This window comes from Microbulbifer sp. TYP-18 (assembly GCF_040932045.1).
Classification (GTDB): Bacteria; Pseudomonadota; Gammaproteobacteria; order Pseudomonadales; family Cellvibrionaceae; genus Microbulbifer.
In genome coordinates, this window is record NZ_JBFRBC010000016.1 from 1 (window position 1) to 20453 (window position 20453).

A 20453-nucleotide genomic window follows, 5' to 3' on the forward strand; every position below is an offset into this window, starting at 1 on the left:
TGATCCCTTGCCGAACTCAGCAGTGAAACGCAACATCGCCGATGGTAGTGTGGGGTCTCCCCATGTGAGAGTAGGTCATCGTCAGGCTTCTAAACAGAAAGGGTCACCCAACAAGGTGGCCCTTTTTTATTGCAGCTTTACAGCTGCTTTATTGGGGTCATTCCCCTTCGAGTTCTTTTTCCAAAGGGAAAATACACTCACTGTCGGTAAGCGTCCGGCAAACTCATCTACCAAGCCAAATTCTGCGCTGTAATTTAGGTGTCCAGCTATCAACAAGTGGACACCTAAGTTGAATGAAATCTTCATAAGATGCCCAGTGAGCGCCACTACACTGATGGAGGTCATGTGTCGATCCAGAGGCGCTTACTGGGCCAGCTTTAATTGACTTGTTATACGCCCCACTAAGATGGAAAGAATATTGCTCTTCCAACCTCTGTTGATGGCAAAATTGCTATAAAAGCAATTTGCGTAACGATATATATCGGAATGGAAAATTTTAAAACTGGGTGCACGCGCCCAAACTTAAAACGGTCAATAATCAGTGGAACAAGTAGCAAACCATAGGTGCATAGAATAGTAACTGCCGTGCCATCGATAGGGATTATGGGATAATAGGCGACTCGAGTTATAGAAGCGGAAATCATACTTAAAGACGCTAAAAGCATAAAGCGTTTATGCGCATGCAAGTTACCCCTGGAGAACACCCCTAATATATAAAAGGCAGCAAAGAAAATAACCGTATGCAAAACGCCCCAAAATAAACTTTGTTTTACTGGATCCTGACTACCCATAATTCCGACCATCATCTCAATACCACTGATGATTAATAGAACAAAAAAGAAAATACTTGCGTACCCCAGCTTCCTATGAACAGAGCGCTTTCCTGAACTTATCAAATGGATTTGAAAGCAAAACAAAATGTACCAGCCTAAATACAAAACTCCATGAACAATAAGCTCGATAGGTACGCGGCTCGAAGAGCTTGCGATTTGTGAGTAGTGAGGGATCAGTGAGATAAGGATCACACCAAGCAGAACGATAGAGAATTTTCCATAAAGGGGTCTGCGTGTGGACGCCGCAAATTTGTTTGATACTGCTACCTCTTGATACTGCGACTGGCCTGCCTGTTCCATATTATTATCCTTTTTACGGGTTGGGCGCATAACAGTTTATAAAAGAGCCAGTGGCTCACTATCTATATGGCTATCTTTTCCAAAGCGCTATACGCAAATTCTCTATAAAAATCATTATTGCTAATAGTTTAAAGATTTGTATTTATTTTGCAACTCGTGATAGTAAGCTATTGGCTAAAATCACTTGGTTTAACCAATAGCCCTTGAGAGCTTTTCGACCCCAATGAAATCAATAACTTGGAAAAAATTTTCTGTGGATGTAAGCTATGGCTCATTAATTCTGGCCTTGGTAAAACGATTTGCTGTCAATTCTGGTGTTCAATAAACCTGATTAAGCAGCGCTATGGCTGGCTGTTGTCACTTCCTCCCCATCCTTGAATTTCACTCTGGTCATGATCTTGGCAAGGTAGTCAAAGCCCCGGAGCTTTCTCCATTTTCCTGATAAGCAGCCTTTTGAGCGCTTAATCCGGTGCCGTATAGCCCCGAACGTCGACTCGATTGGGTTCCTTGTCCGGATGCTCTGCCAGAGTGCTTTGCCGGGAAGTCGTAAAAGCTCATCAGCTCTTCGTGGTCTTTAAATAGACACCCGGTAGCTTTCGGGTATTTCGCTTCGTGCGTCATTATGAAGCTGTCGAATACCTTCTCCGCATCCGCCCCCTGTCTTTACTTAGCTTCTGATTGGGTTTGTACGACGACTATCCTGACATAAAGAGGCGGTCTTCTCAAAATATACGGAGCCCGCCGCATAAAAGGGAAAGTACAAGTGCGATAGTACCAACCGTTTTCGCTCATATGCCTTTCTCAGATTTTCGATCGGCGGGTGGCGTGCGATAAGAATATAAGGGCCGTGCCTGCGGCGAGAGAAACAAAGCTATGCGCTTAGTTGGCGGCTTTCCGCCACAGGCGATTCGAGGAGCCTATAAAGATGCCTGTCTTTCCCTGTCGACTGTCTCAGCCACTACAACTGGAAGGTTTTTATATCATTGTGGCGGTAGCCATCCACGACGACATCGTGGAGTTGGAAATTGCGCCATACGAAGGCGGCCGGCCCCTATCAGGTTGTTGAAAAAGCCCTCCCTGGCTTTCCTCAACCCGGGTTTGCGGCGCATATCCGCAAACCTTCCACGAAAAATCAAGCAGTTACATGCTTGATTTGCGACCCGACCATCCCTGTTCGGGACAGTAGGCTGCTGAAAAACACGTATTCAACAGCCTGCTATGGCTCAAACGCTTATTTGAGCTGCAGGAGGAGGCCTGGACGCTTGCGGACCACCAGGCCATATTCCCTTCCTCCCACACACCAGCCCAACCCAGACCGACCAGGCGAAAGCGATCCTGATTCCAGGGGCAGGGCGCCTCGAAATACCGGGCGCCCTGAGCTGCACCGAGTGCGATTACCTGCTCCTATAGGCACTGTGGGTGTAGTGGTCTCTATCAAACCTCTTTCCTTAAATGCCTTTGGCCAGCGTTTTGCCTTCCTGTCGATGAATTTTGCAGGTGCACTGTGACTTCTATGTGCTGCCACAGGGGCGCCGGGGCTTTCTGGCGGCCCTTGGCCGCTGGTTGAAAGCTGAGCGTTCTGATCGTTAGACCGGCGGTTTGAGGAGTGCGAAGGCAAATAAGAATTTCCCTCTTACCGCGAGGTTCCCTTCAAAGTGTGAGGTGAGTCACATGGTCGCCAAAAAAGTCCCCGCCCAGGTGAAAAAAAGACTTTTGCGACATGCGGACTGTTTCTCTCACCTTTATTATTCATAGGCTTTATCGCCGCACAGACGGTGAAGCTAGATCTGCCCTTGGTATAGCAAATGGGGCACTCGACCGGCTACCCCCAATACTAATAAGGAGTACAACATGGCAAATGAAGAGCAGGCACCATACGGGGATGAGAATTCCAGCAGCTTTCTCGATGGTTTTATGGACCAAAAAGACTCGGCCAAGCAGGATTCACGTACCAGTGATGACCAGGACAAGTCCGTGATTGGAAAAAACATCAAATTCCGCGGTGAGCTGATTGGTAACGAGAGCCTGCATATTGAAGGTACTATCGAGGGTACTGTAATCATGGAAGGCCACAACCTTTCCATAGGCGCCGGTGGTGAACTCAATGCAAACATTCACGCAAAAAACATCACTGTGGAAGGCGCCCTCACCGGTGACGCACTGGCGGAAGAGTTGATTGAAATCCGCAATACAGCGGTTGTGAAGGGCAATTTGACCGCACCCCGTATTCAACTGGACGACGGCGGTAAGTTCCGGGGCTCCATGGACATGGTAGATACAGATGCGGAGATGAAAGAGCGCGTAACCGAGTTCAAGGAAAAACTGGTTCATCCAAGCCTGCCTCCCCGCGATGCCGCAAGTGAAGAAAAATCCACTAATGGAATGTTCTCTTCTGCCGCCGCAAGCGACTATACCGACAACGCCTTCGAGGCTGAAAATACCTGATCGCGACTTTCCTTGGTGGATTAATTTCGGCGAGTGGCTGTGATGAACAGGCCGCTCCGCCGGGAAGTTGCTGTGGGGTTTGGAGTCGGGATGTATGCAGCATCACTCGTTCGGCCTGGCGGCGCTGAGTCAGGAAATCATTCAGCCGGGGTACCGTATTCTGGACTTGGGGCCGCTGTCCGTGGGAACGACCCAGGCTTTTCTGCAAAGGAACTGCCCCTGTTATATAGAAGACCTGATCGAATTTTTTGCCGACAACCAACAGGCGCCCGACCTTAAAAAAGCGCTCGCCGGGCACCTGGTGCCAAAGCCGGAAAAAATAAAATTAGATGTAATACTCTGCTGGGATTTACTGAATTTTCTCAATAAGGAGTTGATTGCTTACCTGCTGGAATTGTTGGCGCCAAATCTCAAGCGGGGAACCTTGCTGCACGCCATGATGTATACCGGTGCCAATGCGCCGGCGCGCCCGGCAAGGTTCCGCCTGTTGCGGGATTTTACCTACGAGACGGCCGATGACCCAGGGTACCCAAAGGTGGTGTATCAAAAACATGCCACCGTGACTTTGATGGAGAGCCTTGGCCGCTTCAGTCTCAGTAATTCCCTGGTGCAGCGCCAGGGAATGCGCAAGGATATGATCGAGTATTTCTTTGAATATGAAAGCGGGAACTCGCTGGGCAAGGTGCGCCCAGGCGGTGCTTCCGGTGTGGCAACCCATTTCCCGGGGGAGGCGTCTGCTGCGGCCTTGACTCTAAAAGGTCTGGACTCGGCGATGGTCCAGGCGCGGAAGTCTCCGGTGAGCAAAGTCATCGACTGTGGTTCCAGAACAGGCAGGAACATCGGTGCGCTGGAAAAGCAGGCGGGTGAGCTGTTTGTCCTGGATCTTCACGCGGTTATTCAGTGGCACAAGAAGCGGGGAAAGGATGGGGAGAAAGCCATAGGGGATGCCTTCAGCAAGTTTTCCCAGCTGGGCCTGTGCGATGCGATTCTCAGCTGGGACCTACTCAGCTTTTACCGCCCTCAGGAGGCATTGGCTCTGTGCCGGCTGCTGATTTCCAAACTAAAACCAAGCGGGCATTTGCATCTGATATTCTGCAAGCGGGAAAGGTTGCCTAAGCGCCCGGCCACATTTGAGATTCAGGCCAATAACCGGGTTCAGGTGAAAGAGTTCCCCCTGTCGGGAGAAGGCAATTTTTACAATAACCTCACTGAGCTGATCAGGGCTCTGCCCCGTATGCAACTGACTGGTCAGGGGCATGGAAAGCTGCCGGGTGGTGTTTTTTACCACGAGCTGGCTCTGCGAAAATTTTCTGAGGCTTAAACGATGTCAGGGTTGCTTAACCAGATATTTTTGTCACTGTCACCCGCTATGGTTACCGATGCGTTCCTGGTAGTCATGTTGGCTATCTTTGCAATGGCGGTGATATTTCGTTTTGTCGGTGTCGGGCGCAGCTTCCTGGAACAAGCTGCAGGCTTTCTGACTTCCCTGGGTATCCTGGGTACCTTTGTCGGCATCATTATTGGCCTGTACGGATTTTCTCTCGACGACATAGACCGCAGTATCGCCGACCTGATGGCGGGGCTGAAAACGGCATTTATCACCAGCGTCATCGGGCTGGCGCTCTCCCTGCTACTGCGTGCCTTTACCACAATGCTGCGCCTGCCTTCCGATCCGGCACATGAAACAGCCACAATTGACGATCTGAACCGGAACCTGGTCGCCCTGCAGGAAAGTCTCGCAAGCTTTTCCAGGAGCGCCGGTGAGGAGATGGTATCCAGTCTTGAGCGTGTGGTCGATGGGTTCAACCTGCGGCTTCAGGCCCAGTTTGGTGACAACCTGCGGGACTTTTGCGCGCAACTGGAAGGGCTGCGGCCAGCCTTGAATGCAGTGGCGTCGGAGTATATGGCGCACGCCAAAAGGGTGGAATCCTGGAGCCGGAGCTGTGACAGAAGCCAGCGCGCGCTCACCAAACAGCAGGATACACTGGCGCAGATGTTCGACAGGGTTGCACAGTTACCGCAGGTCTACCGTGGACTTGATCAGTTGTTGGCCAGGCAGGCGCAGCAGACAGAACGGCTGGAGCGCCTGTTGCGCGGGCAGAGTGAAGCGGTAGGGCAGCTGGCGGAATTGTTGCCGCAGTTGCCGCAAAATCTTGAATTGTTGTCGCGGGGTCTGGTGTCGGCACAGGGGAGTGTTGACGATAACCTCGCGGCCATCAACAGTTTGCTGGGCGAGCACTCCCGCGCTTTGACCGAACAGTTCCGGCAGCTTTCAGTCACGCTTGGCGATCTGCAGGCCCTGAATCCCGAAATGCTGCACAACCTGGTGGGTGATTCAGTACAGGTGCACCGGGACTCCATGCGTGAACTGGCGCAGGTGATGGCAACCAATCATCGCGAAATGTCACAGGCGTTGACGGAGGTGATTCGCAAAGAGCTGCGCGAGGCCGATATTTCCATCCGCCGGCAGTATGAGCAGATGGATCGGGTGATGGCTCACCAGGTGGATCAGGTGTTGTCCGCCATGGGGGAGGCTCTGGCGACCCTCAGTGGTAGCTTTACCCGGGACTACCGGCAGCTGGTGACGCAGATGCAGCGCCTGAAAGCCCGGGAGCCGGAATATGCCGACTAATCTCTCCCGGCGGCGGAGAGCCTCGGAGGATGGCGAGTGGCTCAGTGTCTCGGACCTGATGGCCGGGCTGATGATGGTATTCCTTTGCATTGCCATAGTGATGATGCGTTCTGTCATGGAGGAGCGGGAAAAGATACGGGCGCTGGCGCAGTCTTTTCGCGATAACCAGCTGGCGATTTACCAGTCGTTGGAGAGAGAGTTTGGTCCGGATCTGCCGCTTTGGGGGGCGACCCTTGACAAGGACCGGCTGACCATCGCATTCAATAATTCCGATGCGATGTTTCAAACCGGCAAGGCAGAGATGAATCTGCAGGCACGGCAAATTATGGAGGACTTCTTCCCGCGCTATATCGCTGTGCTGAAGCCCTACCTGGGTTCTATTCTGGCGATTCACATAGAGGGACATACCAGCTCGGAGTGGGCCGGTGGCAGCGGGCCCAGGGAGAATTACTTTAACAACTTGCGCCTTTCACAGAATCGTTCGCGGGAGGTTTTGCGCTTTGTACAGGGGCAGATGCCGAGAGAGGAGGTTCCCGGCATGCTGGCGCTGGTGGCGGCGGTGGGTTATTCATCCGCCCGTCCCGTCCTGCGCGCTGACGGTACTGAGGACCCCGAAAAATCCAAGCGGGTGGCGTTTCGGGTGATCACCAACTCGGAGGCGCAAATCCACCGAATACTAGAGGAGGCCTTGTAGTGGCACTGTGGAAACAGGCTCTGGCAAAATTGCGCGGCCCGGCCGCGGCCAAATCGTCCGGAGAGACGGCGGCAATTGCGAATAGCGACGGGACGGGGTCGCCGGAAGGCACTGATGGAGCCGGTGTGGCCGGCGAAACACCAATACCGGGGGACGGTCAGGTGGCCCTGGCGCAGGAGCTGCGGGTCGGCATTGAGGTGAGCATCGGCGACCTGGAGCCGCACCCTGCGGGTTGGCGCTATAGGGGGCACCCGGTGATGGTTTTCGGCGTCGATGGGCCGGAACTCACCGATGGAGACAAGCGCCGTGAATTTTTTTCCCTGGTGCACCTTCACCCCTGCTGCGCCGCGCTCAGGAGTGACGGGCGCAGCGCCTGGGTGGGCACGGACCTGGCCGCCATAGACAGTTCCCACGGTGCCGGCCCCTTCAAACTTTGCCGGGCCTGTCTCGAGGCGGCTGGGGGGCGCGGTGCCGATCCGGACGTTTTTGATTTTTCCACCCATGTCAGCAGCCAGGGTGACAGCTATTTCGCCGAGAACGCCTGTTTCTGGCAGTCCGGGCACAAGGTCCGGCCGCTCCAAGCGCCGCCTGCGGCAGCAACGGGTGCGTGTCCTGACTGTGGTTGCGGTTCCGCAGCGCCCGGCTGGCAACTGGACGCCGAAGACGCCCGCCACCTGGAACTGCCCGAAGGGATCTGCGTGCTGTGTGCAGAGCGCAAGGGAGAGGGCTGCCTGCATCTGGGCGGCCAGCTCGCCCTAGAGGCGGCATCGGCCCGCTACCGCGATCTTGTAGACCGGGCTGCAAAAGCGCCGGTGTCATCCTGGAAACTGGTGGAGGCGGTATTGCCCCTGGGGTGGCGGCCGTTGTTGCGCAGCCTCCAGCGGCAACTCCCCCCGCCGGAGCCTTTCTATCAATATGCGGAGTCTGCGCCGCCGGCGATACTGGCCTGGCCATCCCTGCGCCGGGGTATAGTGGCAAAGCCGCAGGGGCCAGATGCGAGCGGCGGGGACTGGCGTCTCTGGACCCGCTCCCAGATTGAAGCGGAGTTGGGATTCAGGCCCCGCTGACAGCGAATTTCGCTGTAGGCGTCATGGCAAGGTTTGTACGCTGAATTACTCTAAGGACGTAATTTGGCTCGATATCTGGTCAAGATGCCCACCGTTAAGAGTAACTAACGCTGCGGTTTGAGGCTGCTTATAGTTGTGGACATTGTGCAATTATGGCGAAGCCATGCACAAAAGGCCACAGCTGCAAGCTGTCCTAGCCACGTAGTGGCGACCAACACCTCCTTGTTAGGTTTGTACTATTTGTCTTGCCCTCGTTTATCAAAGACTGACAATAAAGCAGCACATGCGATAGCAAGTATATGTGCCACCATGAAGCCTATGGCAACGTATAAGAATACTATTATTTCGCCTTTTTCAAGACCCTTTATATATAGGGCGCCGAACAACAAGCCCGCACAGATTAAAGTTATTGGAACAGCGGTGGAATCGGCACTGAAAGAGCAATGGCCTCCGCAAGTATTTTCATAGTAGTGACAGCAAACGTAGCAAATAGCTAACGGCAATGAAATATACCAATATTCGTATGAAGTGTTGAGCAATGGGAACGTCAGCCATGACATGAAATAGACGAACAGCGCCACTATTTCAACATAATCTTCTTTGAGGGAAAGTCTCTGGTATTTCATGGGTAACTCGGACTGCTACCGCCTTGCTTAGTGGCCGTAGTGTAGCGACAGCGAAACGGAGGTCCGAACGCAGAGACTACAGCAATTTGTCAGATTTGGTCTGAACTAATGCAATTTAGACACATTAAGTGGGTATTGTCCATTTTCGTGCCAAGTCAAAATATATCTTGCACAATTACCCAATGTAAACTCACTTGGCTTTATATAATGTGATGATATTACATTTCTAAGTGGTGCCACAGGAAGCTCGCTACTTGCCAACTCTTGTAAAATTACAACTTCAGATACCTTAAGTGGTTCAATTGTATAGCCATGCTTGCCACTGCTATCAATAATCACTTCTTTGTTTTGGATGAGCAATTGCAAAAGTTCTAACGCATTGATTTCTTCTGCGCTTGAGTTTAGTGATAATGTTGCAAGAACCACAAATAACAATCTCATTTGAATATATTCATCCTACTCTTAACACATGGTGAAATTCATAACGTCCCGCACAGGGGCAGACAAATAAGCGCAGTATTTGGCTGTTTCAGCGACCAACGGGAGCGATTGCTGCGGCTTGTTATGTGTTTGACTACAAAGCAGCTTCATATTCTTTTATGTGGTGGTCAATATCGTGGGTTGTTCCCGTGTGGGAAAGTTCACCGGTTTTACGATTAACAATTATTGGAGAATTACCTCCAAGCATTTCTCGGAAATCGCCAGTTTCACCGTAATATTTGCTTTGGTAGAAAAACACCCAGCCCCACGATTTTTCTATAGTTTCTTCAGTAAGAACGACACAATCAATCGGATTGTATTTGTTCTTTTTTCTTTCTAGTTCGGCTTCAACCAAATTTTGTGCTTCTTACTTATTCATATTGGTAAGACATAACGCTTCAACCAGGGACGGCCGGTAGGTCGTCCTCGCTGCCTTGGCTTGTTATATCTTGATGCTGGTACTGCTCCAAAGGTAGCAGTCTGGAGTCCTCCAGCGAAGCGGTACGATGCCCAATTCCAGCGAGGTAAGCTTCATTTGTGGCGAATGCAATGAAGCTATTGAGCGAATCTTGCCGAATCAGCATCACGAGATCCCACCGCTCGTCTTGCGGACCGACAAAAAATTTGCCGCCTTCGCCTAGAAACTCAATACCCCCGCCTGTGTCATTCAAAAAAGGTAGCGTATGATCTATGTACTTTTGGAATGCTTCACGGCCGGATATATGCTGTTCTGGGGCCAGGTCCGGAAAGGCAGAGTAATCTGCCACCTCACGAAACCTAAGCAGGTTTAGCATCACTACCTGACCTGTGATGTTTCTGGAAAAAAACTGCACTGCGGATTCATCCGTCGCGTCAATATAACTCTCTCTCATAATGAGCCAACTCTCTTAAAAACTGATTGATCCTACCCACGAAAAGTAGACACGATTTTATGCGTACTTCGCGTAGTAATTCTGTTCATACTGCTCCGGGCTGATATTCCCACTTGCATACTTTTTGCACTTAATTGCGCGAAAATGTGAGCGCAGAAACCGCGCAATTAAGTGCACAAAGTAAGCCGTCGCCTTGCAGCGCATTGTTATGGCCTGCTCTGTCGCTCAGGTACAGAGTATGCAACACCTCGACACTCCATGTGCTGATTGCATATTCCACTGGCAGTTTTAGCACAGGCCTCTACAACGACACCATTGCCTCCCAAGCTGTGAGTTCTTACTTTTAGCTTGTTTACCAAAGCACGCTTGTTCGGTTTTGGTTCATCTATACGCTCTTGGCAATATGAAGCCTCAACAAAACCCAATGTCATAGCATCATACTTAGAAATTTCAATGGGCGAGTACTCTTTTACGGCAGTGGTTATCACTTTATTTTTTGCGTACGGTCCTAAGTTTGTATTGAGCGTCATTCCGCTGCATGCAGCTACGAGCGCAGTAAAAATTATTAGAACTATCTTCATTCTTGGCTCCTGCCATAAACGCCCCACACAGGGGCAGAAAAATAAGCGCAGCGTTTGGCTGTCCCAGCGACCCACTGGAGTGATTGCCGCGGCTTGTTAAATATTGTTGCGTTATTTAACAACTTCATATTTCCAACGATAAGAGCTGTATAAGTATTCGCCGCCACCTTCTCGATCAGTGAGTTTGGTTTGCAGCATGAACTTTGTGTCTACGGGATAATCTCGACTTAGCTTTTTGACACACTCGACTGCTAATTTTGGCGGAATATTTTCCGCCAGCAACTGGTCGAATGTCAACCTTACCATGCTTGCCAGATGGGTCACTGGGGATAAAGCTCACCACCAATACCATTTCATATGGATTATTTTGACCCATGCGTTGAATCCTCCATAATATTTAACGCCCGCAGCAGGGGCGCCTTTGGAGAAGCGAAGTTTCGGAAAAGGCGTCCAGCGCACGTAGTGTGCGTGCCTGCCTGCGTTGGTTATGCGCTACTGCCGATGTCACTATCGATCACCCTTTTAACCTTTTGTTTTGATTACTATTTTTCACTCTTCTTGCTTCCAGCTTTTCCTTACGCCGCTTCAATATCGCTCGTTTTCTTCGGTAGTAATCTCGGTCGATATTTCGGATCAAGAGATACAGTATAAACGCCAAACCGATTCCGTAAATGTACCAGCGTCCGTAGTTCATAGAGCAATAGCCTAAAGTTCCTTAGTCGCATAACGCCAAGCGAATGGGCAGGCGCTGCGTAGCAGTGGCTGTCCAGGCCAAGGTTCCCTTGGTCAAGCATTGCGCGCCTTGTTAAGTGTTTTCATTGTTCGAACCCTGGCTAATTATTAGCTTGCTACCGGCAATGCCAGTTAAACCTGCGCTAAACATATAGAATATATTTGCCGATTCGTTAGACGCAATAAAGGGCAAAATAAACATAGAACAGCTAAGGCAAAAAAGTACGTAGCCAGTATACCTAATTGCTTTTGGAGTTAGCTTCTTTCGCTTTAAAAACGCTGAGCGAACAAATAAAACTAACGCCCCCATAAACAAAATTAGAACAACAATAAATGATGAAAACGAAGCTTCGCCTTCAAGTAGCATAGAGATGTTTACGTACAGGCCTAACGATGTAAACATCAATAGGATAAAGGAAATTATGGCCGCTGAGATTTTTTCTCGTTTGGTTGGCTTTCTGCTGAGATCCCACTTATCCATGTTGCTCATTTGGTAGTAGTGAGGTGTCTACTTTTCATGGGTAACTCGGTCGCATAACGCCGCCATTAAAGGCGAGCAACTTGTTGCGAGTCCAGTGCGCTTGCACACGATTTACATGGCTTTGTTAGCTATTAATAGCTCTAATTTATTTCATCTATAATAAATAACTGGAAATTATTTTTGATATTTCCACCATGGATGACTTACCGGTAAACTCAAATTTAACTTTGCCGACCGCCGAAAAGTATATCTCTAATTCAGAATCGAGATCAAAAGTGCCTGATGTTTCGATCGAATAGGCAACGATATTTTTGTAGGGTAAAGATGTAAAATCCTTTTTGCTTCCAGTAAGGCCTTGAACATTAACTGCAATTATTCTTTTACTTGTGAATACAACTCCGTCTCGCATTGATTTGTATGAATCAATTATGTGCTCGTCACTTAAAAGTAAATCACTTACTTTTTCTGAAAAATTAGAATTCTGTTTTAACTTGAAAAAACCTTTATTATTGAAATCTATCATTGAATATCCTTTTATAGCTAACAGTTTATTGTGCGGAATTCCGTCTATACCGCCCGGTTCGTCGGAATTGATCGAATAAAAAACCTATAAAAATCATAAGGTTACAACTTGGTAGTGGTCGCGGCATGCCGCGGATAGCAAGCCGCGGTACTCATGAGACCTCCGGGGGGTCTTCTATAGCATCCGTTATCTCTGCAACTATCCTATAAAATCAGCCAGATAGCCAATATAAATTGGGCTTTTCGAGCCTCGGGTATATCGGTACTCGTGAGGCCCGCTACTGGGAAATGGCGTTAACTTACGTATAAATAGATATATACAGCATTCAATGAGATGAGCTCGTGTCCCGATCTCCATTTCCTGAGTCAGTCCGCTGTGAGCCTCGTTCGCGCCACTACAGTCTGCGAAGCGAAAAAACCTGCCTCTATACACTCACGTAGTCGGTCAGCGTCGGGCGGGAACCCATAGCCCCGTGGATTCAATTCTGCTGCCAATGTCTTCGGCGTGAACGCCACCAGAGCCCAGGGAATCGACTGCGCCAGGCGCTCACAAAAGAGCGATTTAGGCGAAAAGGTGAATAGAGGAGACGGCCTTCATGCTGTTTTGCAATTAGATTGCTGTAGTATTTCCCTTAGCAGGCTGTTGAAATTCGAAGAATTTCGACGCCTGCTACCGGAATATGGAGGTTCCGGCAAAATCGGCGACGACTGAGTCGTTGATTTTGGGAGAAAAGTGAAAATCACATTTTTCGCTTTTCGTGTGTTGAAAAAGGCAGGATGCCTTTTTCAACAACCTGTTAGAGCGTACAAACCTTGCGATGACGCTTGTAGGTGTTGAAGATACCCCGCGGTGGTGGGGTATCTTCTAAGAGCTTTTAGACCTTGACGGTGCTGGCACCATCATCGGCGTTGCGCCCGCGCCGCCACAGCCAAAAGGCGGCCACCAGGATGGCGAACTGCAGCCCCACACCCTGCCAGGTGGGATAAATACCGAGCCAGTCGAAAGAGAAGGCCACAGGCAGCGGGCTAATATTCAGCAGCGCCGCCTCCTGCAGCGCGGCCACCGCCTTGCCCGCCAGGACGAAGGACAGGCCCAGTAGGAAATAGGTTGTGATGGTGAAGAATTTGCCAATCGGCAGTCGCGCCGAGTAGCGCACCATGGCCCAGCCGGTCAGCAACAGCAGGCCGGCCGCGGCGAGGGTGCCGGACCAGAGGGCGCCGTAACCAGCCCCGGATGTCTGTGTCATCAAGGCCTGATAAAACAGGATGGTTTCGAAAATCTCCCGATAAACCGCTAGAAATGCCAGTGCCGCTATACCCCATAGTGTCCCTTTGCCGAGGCTGCGGTCGATATTGCTCTGGATATATTTCTGCCATTCCTGAGCGTCGGTTTTGCTGTGCATCCAGTAGCCCACATAAAACAGTACGGCGGCCGCCAGCGCAGCCGCTACACCCTCCATGACTTCGCGGCTGGCGCCACTGATGGTGATCAGTTGCTGTGCCGCCAGCCAGGTGGCGGTGCCGGCTGCCAGCGCGGTGACCCACCCCAGGTGCACATATTTGATGGCGTCGTTGCGCTTGGATTTGATCAGTATGGTTACCAGCGCAATGACGATCAGCAGTGCCTCCAGCCCCTCCCGCAGTAAAATGAGCAGGCTGGCAAAAAATACCGCGGTGCCCGAGAGGGTGTTTTCCTGCATCAGTGATTCCGCGGTTTCCAGGCTCGTCAGCAGCTGCTGAACCTGCTCCTGCACCGCCTGGGGATCGCCGGATGCGTTCAGCTTTGCGCGCAGGGCCAACAATTCGCGCTCTATGCTCAGTCGCAGCGCCTTGTCGTGGGAATCGAGCGAAGTTTCGGCCAGTTCAAATCCATCCAGGTAGGCGCTGATGGCCAGGCTCTGGGCGTGGCTATAGTCGCCGCGCTGGTAGGCGGCGAAAGCCTGTTCGAGATGGGAGCGCGCTATCTGCAGGGGCGGTTGGTCCGGTGTGTTGTCGGCGGCAAAGAGCGGCGAAGGATCGGCGCGCAGTGCGGCGATAGCCTGGGGTGAAGTCTGGGGCTGGTCGCGCAGCAACACCTTGGGGCTGTACATCACCAGGTCCTGTAGACCCAGTTTGTTTGTGGTTTGTTGTTCCGCCCCGGCGCTGCCTTTGAAGGCCAGGCCGCCGACGTAAAAAGCCAGCGACCACCGCTGTTGATCCGTAAGGTTGGCAAAGGCTGCCATGGCGGTGCCATCGATGCCGTTGCTGATGGCATCGTAAAGCCCCAGCAGTGAGCGATTTTCGGCCCGGGCCACATCGTGGAAGTCAGTGGGGGCCGGTTCCAATTGGGCGGAGAGTGGGCCATCCCCCCTGCCCGCATTGCCGTGACAGGTGGCGCATTGCGCCTGGTAGAGTGCTGCGCTTTGCTCCACTTGGAGGAGGGATTGGGGCAGGGACAGCTGGGGTGAAATGGATACCAGACCCTGGCGCAGGGCGGCGGTGAGGGTCTGGACTTCAGCCAGGCTGGCTTTGTTGCGAATCGCGGCCTGCAGTGCCGCGGCACTGTCGTGAATTTTCCGCGTCTCGCCCTCTGCCTCCAGCCCTGTAACACGATCCACCAGCAGTTGGGCGAACTCTTCCATCTCAGAATATTCGTCCCCATTGATGATCTGTCCGTCGCGCACTGCCTCGGCATAGTCGACACCGATATACTCCGCCAGCTGCATCAATTGGCGCAGGTCCGCCGGCGCCTGTGGTTCCGCCTGGCCATGGGCTCCGGCGGCCAGCATGAGCAACAGCAGTGATTTGTAAAAGAACAGGGACAGGCTGCGCATTGACGGAAGACTCCTTACCGGTGAGAATCGAGGGGCAATAATATTGATAATTATTCTCATAATAAAGTCTTGTGTGCCTTTCGTTGCTTATTGTTTTCGTGCGCAATCTCAAATGCACCAAAGGAGCTGATGATGGATGACCTGCTTTCTATTTCTGTAAAAGCCGGAGATGGCCGTGACACATCTCTCGCCGAGCACCGGGGCCAGGTGCTGCTCATTGTCAACACCGCCAGCAAATGCGGCTTTACTCCACAGTACAAAGGCCTGGAGGCCATTTACCAAAAGTACCGGGAACGGGGTTTTGCGGTGCTGGGCTTTCCGTGCAACCAGTTTGGTGCCCAGGAACCCGGCTCTGATGAGGAGATCAAAGAGTTTTGCACACTGAACTTTGGCGTCACTTTCCCTCTGTATGCCAAGCTCAATGTCAATGGACCCGATGCGCACCCGCTTTTTGCCGCGCTGAAGCGCAGTGCACCGGGCATTCTGGGAACAGAGGCAATCAAGTGGAATTTCACCAAGTTCCTGCTGGATCGGGACGGCAAGGTGGTGCAGCGCTTCGCACCGAAGGACAGACCGGAGGCGATTGAGTCCGCGATAGCCCCGTTGCTGTGATGCCTTACAAGGCGAACAGAGGGCCCGGGGTGTCCCGGGCTCATAGTGGGCCTCCGCTTTGCAGTCCGCGATTCGGGCGGGGTCATTCACAGGACTTGGCAGTCTGGGCCCCGGCTGTACGGGAGGGGTACGCTAAACCTGGCTCAAAGGGGTGGAAATTTAGGATTTTAATCCTTTTCTGCTCGATGATTTTATCGATTTTTGGTGTTTTATATCTGATTTCAATGATTTTTAGGATATACATTGATTTCAGCCTGGCCTGAAGGTATAGTGCCCGACAACCCTCTGCTGCCAGTAGCAAGCCAACATGTGCAACCAGCCACTACCATGTTCGGGCCGCTCAGGCGCCCTAATATTTTCGTTGCGACTATCGCGCGGCGGTAGATAATTTTACTCCGCCACCCTTCAACAGGATTCCACACTGTATTTGAGTCGCGCGTAGACAGCCGCCACGCTGCTGTTTAGCCTCGGCGCCGACGAGGAGGTTAGCCAGTATGAACACCAATAAAGAAAAACTAGTCATATTCGACACGACGCTGCGCGACGGCGAGCAGAGCCCCGGCGCGTCCATGACCAGGGACGAGAAGGTTCGCATAGCGCGTATGCTCGAGCGTATGCGGGTGGATGTGATTGAGGCCGGATTCGCAATTGCCAGTCAGGGAGATTTTGAGGCGGTGCGGGCGGTGGCGGAAACTGTGAAGGATTCCCGCGTGTGCAGCCTGGCGCGCGCTGTGAGCCCGGACATTGCCCGCGCCGGGGAAGCGCTGCAAAAAGCCAATGCTTCACGTATTCATACTTTTATCGCCACCTCCCCTATCCATATGCAATACAAGCTGCAGATGGAGCCGGAGAAGGTGTTGGAACAGGCGGTTGCGGCAGTCAGACAGGCGCGCCAGTTCACCGACGACGTGGAGTTCTCGCTGGAGGACGGCAGTCGTTCCGAGCCGGACTTCATGTACCGCATCATCGAAGCGGTGATCGACGCCGGCGCCGGCACCATCAATATCCCGGATACGGTGGGTTACGGTGAGCCGGAAGAGTATGGTGCTATGTTCAAACGTGTGATTGAGCATGTGCCCAACTCCGACAAGGCGATTTTCTCCACTCACTGCCACAATGACCTGGGCCTTGCGGTGGCCAACTCACTGGCGGCGGTAATGAATGGCGTGCGTCAGGTGGAGTGCACCATCAACGGCCTGGGTGAAAGAGCGGGTAACGCATCGCTGGAGGAAATCGTGATGGCGGTCCGCACCCGCCAGGATCTCTACCCGGTGGAAACGCGCATCGACGCCTCCCATATAGTGCCCACTTCCCGACTGGTATCTTCCATTACCGGTTTTCCGGTACAGCCCAACAAGGCCATTGTCGGTGCCAACGCCTTCGCCCACGAGTCCGGTATCCACCAGGACGGAGTGCTCAAGCACCGTGAAACCTACGAAATCATGAGTGCCGAAGATGTGGGTTGGGGGCAGAACCGCCTGGTGCTGGGCAAGCACTCCGGCCGCGCCGCGGTGAAGGCACGCTACGAGGAGTTGGGGATTCTGTTTGCGGAAGCGGATGAATTCCAGCAGGTGTTCCAGCGATTTAAGGACCTGGCCGACAAGAAACACGAAATCTTCGACGAGGACCTGCAATCCATCGCCACGGGTGCCGAGGCCCCTATAGAGCGTTTTCGCCTCGAATCCCTGGATGTGCACAGCCGCAGCGGCAACCGTCCGCGGGCCCAGTTGCAATTGATGATAGACGGCAGTGGGGTGGCCGCAGAGGCGGAGGGAAGTGGCCCGGTGGATGCGACCTTCAAGGCGATCGAAACCGTTGCCAACAGCGATGCCGACCTGAAGCTCTATTCGGTCAACGCGGTCACCCAGGGCACCGACTCCCAGGGCACAGTGACGGTGCGCCTGGAAAGGGATGGCCGTCTGGTCAATGGAGTGGGGGCCGATACCGACATTCTCGTGGCTTCCGCACAGGCTTACCTGGACGCTCTCAATCTGCTGGCCAGTGGCGAAAGCAAGCGACAGGGTGTCTGATGCACGAACTCCACCGCGCGGAATACTTGCAGGCGCTGGGGGTTAGCAGTTACAGGCCGCGATTTTTGCTGCCGTTGGCGCCCACACCCCAGCAGGCCACGCTGCCACCGCCGCCAGAGGATGTCCCGGCCAGCGACCCGCTGCCGCAGGCGGTGGCGCAGGTGATGTCCGAAGTTTCGGTACCGCCATCTCCGCCGGCTGAGGCGGGCACAGCGCAGGAAGAGCGGGGGCGCGAAACCAGTGCCTCTGGCCAGAGCGCCGATGTGACCCCATCCGCGGGGCCGGCGGTCGAGCCGTTTGTGCTGAGTTGCTGGTGGCTCGGTGACACCCTGCTGGCGGTGGATGGCCATCAACCGGGTGCCGCACTGCCGGTACAGTCCCTGTTTGACAACATTGTCCGCGCCCTGGGTTGGCACCAGCTGCCCCGGGACCGGGAGCAGTTGCGCTGGCCCTTGACGGAAAACCGCTTTGCCGCCGCGGCGGCGGAATCCGACGCGAGGGATACCTGCTCCAGCTGGCTGGAAGCGGCCAGTGCGCGGCGGCCGGTAAATTCCATCTGGTTGATGGGGCGGCAGGCGCAGGCATACTGCTCCCCGGTGCGCCTGGACGGGCCGGTGACAGAATGGAAGGGTACTCGCATTCTCGCCACGCCCGGTCTCAGCGAACTGCTGCAGGCTCCGGAGCGCAAACGCGATCTGTGGCTGTTGCTGCGGCAGACCTATCCGCAGCAGTGCCAGGCCTGATGCCCAGTGACTGCCCTCTGTCGGGCCTGCAGTTACTGCGGGCGGGGGTCGCGGACTGCGCCCTGCTGGCGGAGATAGCGGCGGCGGCCACCGATCACCCCTGGAGTCGCAGCCAGTATCGGGACAGTGTGCGCGCTGGCCACCAGTGCTGGCTGTTGCGTCGCGATCAGGCGGCGGAAAACATCGCTGCCTGTGTGTTGTTGCAGCGGTTCGATCAGGCGGAGATCCTGGATCTGGCGGTAGTGCCCGCCTGGCGGCGGCGCGGAATCGCACAGGCACTGCTGCACAGGCTGCTGGGGCAGTTACCGGCGGAAGTCGGGCGTGTGCTGCTTGAAGTCCGCGCGTCCAATGCTCCCGCGCGCCACCTGTATCAGGCGCTCGGATTCGCGCAGGACGGCGTGCGCAAACGCTATTACCCAACTGCAGATGGTGATCGCGAGGACGCGGTGCTGATGAGCCTGTTCCTTTAGCGATGCCAATCCCCCATTGCCCTCACCACACGCGAATAACTGTTAGCATTACCTCTTTGAGTAAGCCCCTGCGTTGCCGGATCGCGCAGGCACAGTGGCGACGAAATTTTTCCAGAGTTCTTCATGACACCAGGCAGTAGAAATCCCTCCCTGATCGAAGGTTCGGTGTCCGGGCACCTGCAACGCCTGGCGCTGCCCATGGTTTGGGGCATCCTCGCCACTATGTCGTTTAACGCCGTGGACACCTATTTTGTCGCCCAGCTGGGCAGTGCCCCGCTGGCGGCGATGAGCTTTAGCTTCCCGGTGGTGATGGTGATCAATAGTTTTGCCATCGGCCTGGGGGCGGGCGTGTCTTCGGCTGTGGCGCGCGCCTATGGTGCCGGCGACTATGGGCAGGTGCGGCGCCTGGTGACCGATGCCTCGCTTCTGGCGGTGCTGTTCGCACTGCTGATCACCGTGGTCGGCCTCGCTACCATAGAGCCGCTGTTCCGGTTGCTGGGGGCGCGGGAGGAAATGCTGCCGTTGATCGCCGACTATATGGTGCTCTGGTACCTGGGTGCCACTTTTGCCGTAGTGCCTATGGTGGCGCTGGCAGCGCTGCGGGCGATCGGCAACAGTGCCATTGCCGGCCGCGTTCTGATCGCGGTTGCGCTGCTGAACCTGATTCTCGATCCGCTGTTGATTTTCGGCCTGTTCGGCTTCCCCCGCCTGGAACTGCGCGGGGCGGCCCTGGCCACGGTGATTGCGCGTGCCGTGAGCTGTGCGGTGGCCTGTTATTTTCTTGTGTACCGGGAAAAACTGCTGGCGCCGCCGCAGTGGCGGCTCTCTGCGCTGCTGAACTCCTGGCGCAGTGTACTGGTGGTGGGATTACCGGCGATTGCCACCAATGTCATTATTCCCATGGCCGGCGGCGTGGTAGTGGCGCTGGTGGCGGTTCACGGCGCCGATGCGGTAGCTGGCCTGGGGGTGGCCCTGCGTATTGAGCCCATGGCGCTGATCGTGTTTTATGCCCTGTCGTCGGTGGTGGGACCATTCATGGGCCAGAATGCGGGGGCGGGCAAGCTGGAGCGAATGGGACAAACGGTGTCGGTACTGGCCCGCTTTTGCATCGGTTTTGGTATCGCCCTGGGGCTGTTGCTGTACTTTGCGGGGCCCGCCCTGGTGCGGCTGTTCAGCGATTCTCCGGACGTGCTGGCGGTGGCGGTGGCCTATCTGACACTGGTTCCCTTCAGTTACGCCGGTTACGGTTTTGTCATGTGTGCCAACGCGGCCTTCAACGGTCTCGGGAGGCCGCTGCCGGCAACGCTGATCTCTTTCCTGCGGGTGCTGGGCGTCTACCTGCCGCTGGCGTGGGTCGGCAATCGCTACTGGGGGGTGACGGGCTTGTTCCTGGCTACCGCCACCGCCAACCTTTTACTGGGCGGCCTGGCCTGGTGGTGGCTGCGGCGCACGGTGCGCAGCCGGGACAGGGCCCCGCATCGAGCTTGTACTGCCTGATTTGCGCCCCGAGCATCCCTGTT

Annotated in this window: 18 protein-coding genes, 1 rRNA gene and 1 pseudogene; 11 read left to right on the forward strand and 9 right to left on the reverse strand. The window is 54.0% G+C overall.

Annotated features, from left to right (window positions below):
* Positions 1–87, forward strand: a 5S ribosomal RNA gene (gene rrf / locus ABVT36_RS12920); the annotation flags it as partial.
* A 314-nt stretch (positions 88–401) separates the two neighbouring features.
* On the opposite strand, the gene ABVT36_RS12925 is transcribed toward rrf, so the two are convergent.
* The gene (locus ABVT36_RS12925; RefSeq protein ID WP_368456939.1) at positions 402–1133 is read right to left on the reverse strand and encodes a hypothetical protein; all 732 of its coding nucleotides are present in this window, start codon (positions 1131–1133) and stop codon (positions 402–404) included.
* A 331-nt stretch (positions 1134–1464) separates the two neighbouring features.
* Positions 1465–1784: pseudogene (locus ABVT36_RS12930) on the reverse strand (transposase); the annotation flags it as partial.
* Between the two features lie 1200 nt (positions 1785–2984).
* Here ABVT36_RS12930 and ABVT36_RS12935 point away from each other — a divergent pair.
* The 5 genes from ABVT36_RS12935 to ABVT36_RS12955 all read left to right on the forward strand — a co-directional run bounded on the left by ABVT36_RS12935 (position 2985) and on the right by ABVT36_RS12955 (position 7971).
* Positions 2985–3578, forward strand: coding sequence for a polymer-forming cytoskeletal protein (locus ABVT36_RS12935; protein ID WP_367149691.1), 594 nt, complete (start codon positions 2985–2987; stop codon positions 3576–3578).
* A 94-nt stretch (positions 3579–3672) separates the two neighbouring features.
* Entirely contained in the window at positions 3673–4899 is a 1227-nt protein-coding gene (locus ABVT36_RS12940) for a hypothetical protein (RefSeq protein WP_368456940.1), read from the forward strand.
* 3 nt (positions 4900–4902) lie between these two features.
* Positions 4903–6210 carry a MotA/TolQ/ExbB proton channel family protein gene (locus ABVT36_RS12945; protein WP_368456941.1) on the forward strand — a complete coding sequence of 436 codons (1308 nt, stop codon included), beginning with the start codon at positions 4903–4905 and terminating at the stop codon, positions 6208–6210.
* On the forward strand, positions 6200–6904 hold the full coding sequence (locus ABVT36_RS12950) for a flagellar motor protein MotB (RefSeq protein ID WP_368456942.1): 705 nt from the start codon (positions 6200–6202) through the stop codon (positions 6902–6904). The genes ABVT36_RS12945 and ABVT36_RS12950 overlap by 11 nt, the downstream gene beginning before the upstream one ends.
* Positions 6904–7971 carry a hypothetical protein gene (locus ABVT36_RS12955; RefSeq protein WP_368456943.1) on the forward strand — a complete coding sequence of 356 codons (1068 nt, stop codon included), beginning with the start codon at positions 6904–6906 and terminating at the stop codon, positions 7969–7971. The genes ABVT36_RS12950 and ABVT36_RS12955 overlap by 1 nt, the downstream gene beginning before the upstream one ends.
* A gap of 236 nt (positions 7972–8207) precedes the next feature.
* On the opposite strand, the gene ABVT36_RS12960 is transcribed toward ABVT36_RS12955, so the two are convergent.
* From ABVT36_RS12960 to ABVT36_RS12990, 7 genes are all read right to left on the reverse strand, one after another.
* Positions 8208–8597, reverse strand: coding sequence for a hypothetical protein (locus ABVT36_RS12960; RefSeq protein ID WP_368456944.1), 390 nt, complete (start codon positions 8595–8597; stop codon positions 8208–8210).
* Between the two features lie 105 nt (positions 8598–8702).
* Positions 8703–9038: a hypothetical protein gene (locus ABVT36_RS12965; protein WP_368456945.1), complete on the reverse strand. Its 336-nt coding sequence runs from the start codon at positions 9036–9038 to the stop codon at positions 8703–8705.
* Positions 9039–9171: 133 nt separating this feature from the next.
* Positions 9172–9432 (reverse strand): YrhB domain-containing protein, encoded by a 261-nt coding sequence (locus tag ABVT36_RS12970; protein ID WP_368456946.1) that lies wholly within the window; start codon positions 9430–9432, stop codon positions 9172–9174.
* 43 nt (positions 9433–9475) lie between these two features.
* On the reverse strand, positions 9476–9949 hold the full coding sequence (locus ABVT36_RS12975) for a hypothetical protein (RefSeq protein ID WP_368456947.1): 474 nt from the start codon (positions 9947–9949) through the stop codon (positions 9476–9478).
* A 206-nt stretch (positions 9950–10155) separates the two neighbouring features.
* Positions 10156–10530, reverse strand: a complete 375-nt coding sequence (locus ABVT36_RS12980) for a hypothetical protein (protein ID WP_368456948.1) — start codon at positions 10528–10530, stop codon at positions 10156–10158.
* A gap of 1367 nt (positions 10531–11897) precedes the next feature.
* On the reverse strand, positions 11898–12266 hold the full coding sequence (locus ABVT36_RS12985) for a PH domain-containing protein (RefSeq protein ID WP_368456949.1): 369 nt from the start codon (positions 12264–12266) through the stop codon (positions 11898–11900).
* Between the two features lie 874 nt (positions 12267–13140).
* Entirely contained in the window at positions 13141–15078 is a 1938-nt protein-coding gene (locus ABVT36_RS12990; protein ID WP_368456950.1) for a cytochrome c/FTR1 family iron permease, read from the reverse strand.
* Between the two features lie 132 nt (positions 15079–15210).
* On the opposite strand from ABVT36_RS12990, the gene ABVT36_RS12995 reads away from it, so the two are divergent.
* The 5 genes from ABVT36_RS12995 (at position 15211) to ABVT36_RS13015 (ending at position 20430) form a co-directional block, all read left to right on the forward strand.
* Positions 15211–15690: a glutathione peroxidase gene (locus tag ABVT36_RS12995; protein WP_367150289.1), complete on the forward strand. Its 480-nt coding sequence runs from the start codon at positions 15211–15213 to the stop codon at positions 15688–15690.
* A 494-nt stretch (positions 15691–16184) separates the two neighbouring features.
* The gene (locus tag ABVT36_RS13000) at positions 16185–17720 is read left to right on the forward strand and encodes a 2-isopropylmalate synthase (RefSeq protein WP_368456951.1); all 1536 of its coding nucleotides are present in this window, start codon (positions 16185–16187) and stop codon (positions 17718–17720) included.
* Positions 17720–18463 carry a hypothetical protein gene (locus tag ABVT36_RS13005; RefSeq protein ID WP_368456952.1) on the forward strand — a complete coding sequence of 248 codons (744 nt, stop codon included), beginning with the start codon at positions 17720–17722 and terminating at the stop codon, positions 18461–18463. The genes ABVT36_RS13000 and ABVT36_RS13005 overlap by 1 nt, the downstream gene beginning before the upstream one ends.
* Positions 18463–18933 carry a ribosomal protein S18-alanine N-acetyltransferase gene (gene rimI, locus ABVT36_RS13010; RefSeq protein ID WP_368456953.1) on the forward strand — a complete coding sequence of 157 codons (471 nt, stop codon included), beginning with the start codon at positions 18463–18465 and terminating at the stop codon, positions 18931–18933. The genes ABVT36_RS13005 and rimI overlap by 1 nt, the downstream gene beginning before the upstream one ends.
* 123 nt (positions 18934–19056) lie before the next feature.
* On the forward strand, positions 19057–20430 hold the full coding sequence (locus ABVT36_RS13015; RefSeq protein ID WP_368456954.1) for an MATE family efflux transporter: 1374 nt from the start codon (positions 19057–19059) through the stop codon (positions 20428–20430).
* Positions 20431–20453: the final 23 nt, after the last annotated feature.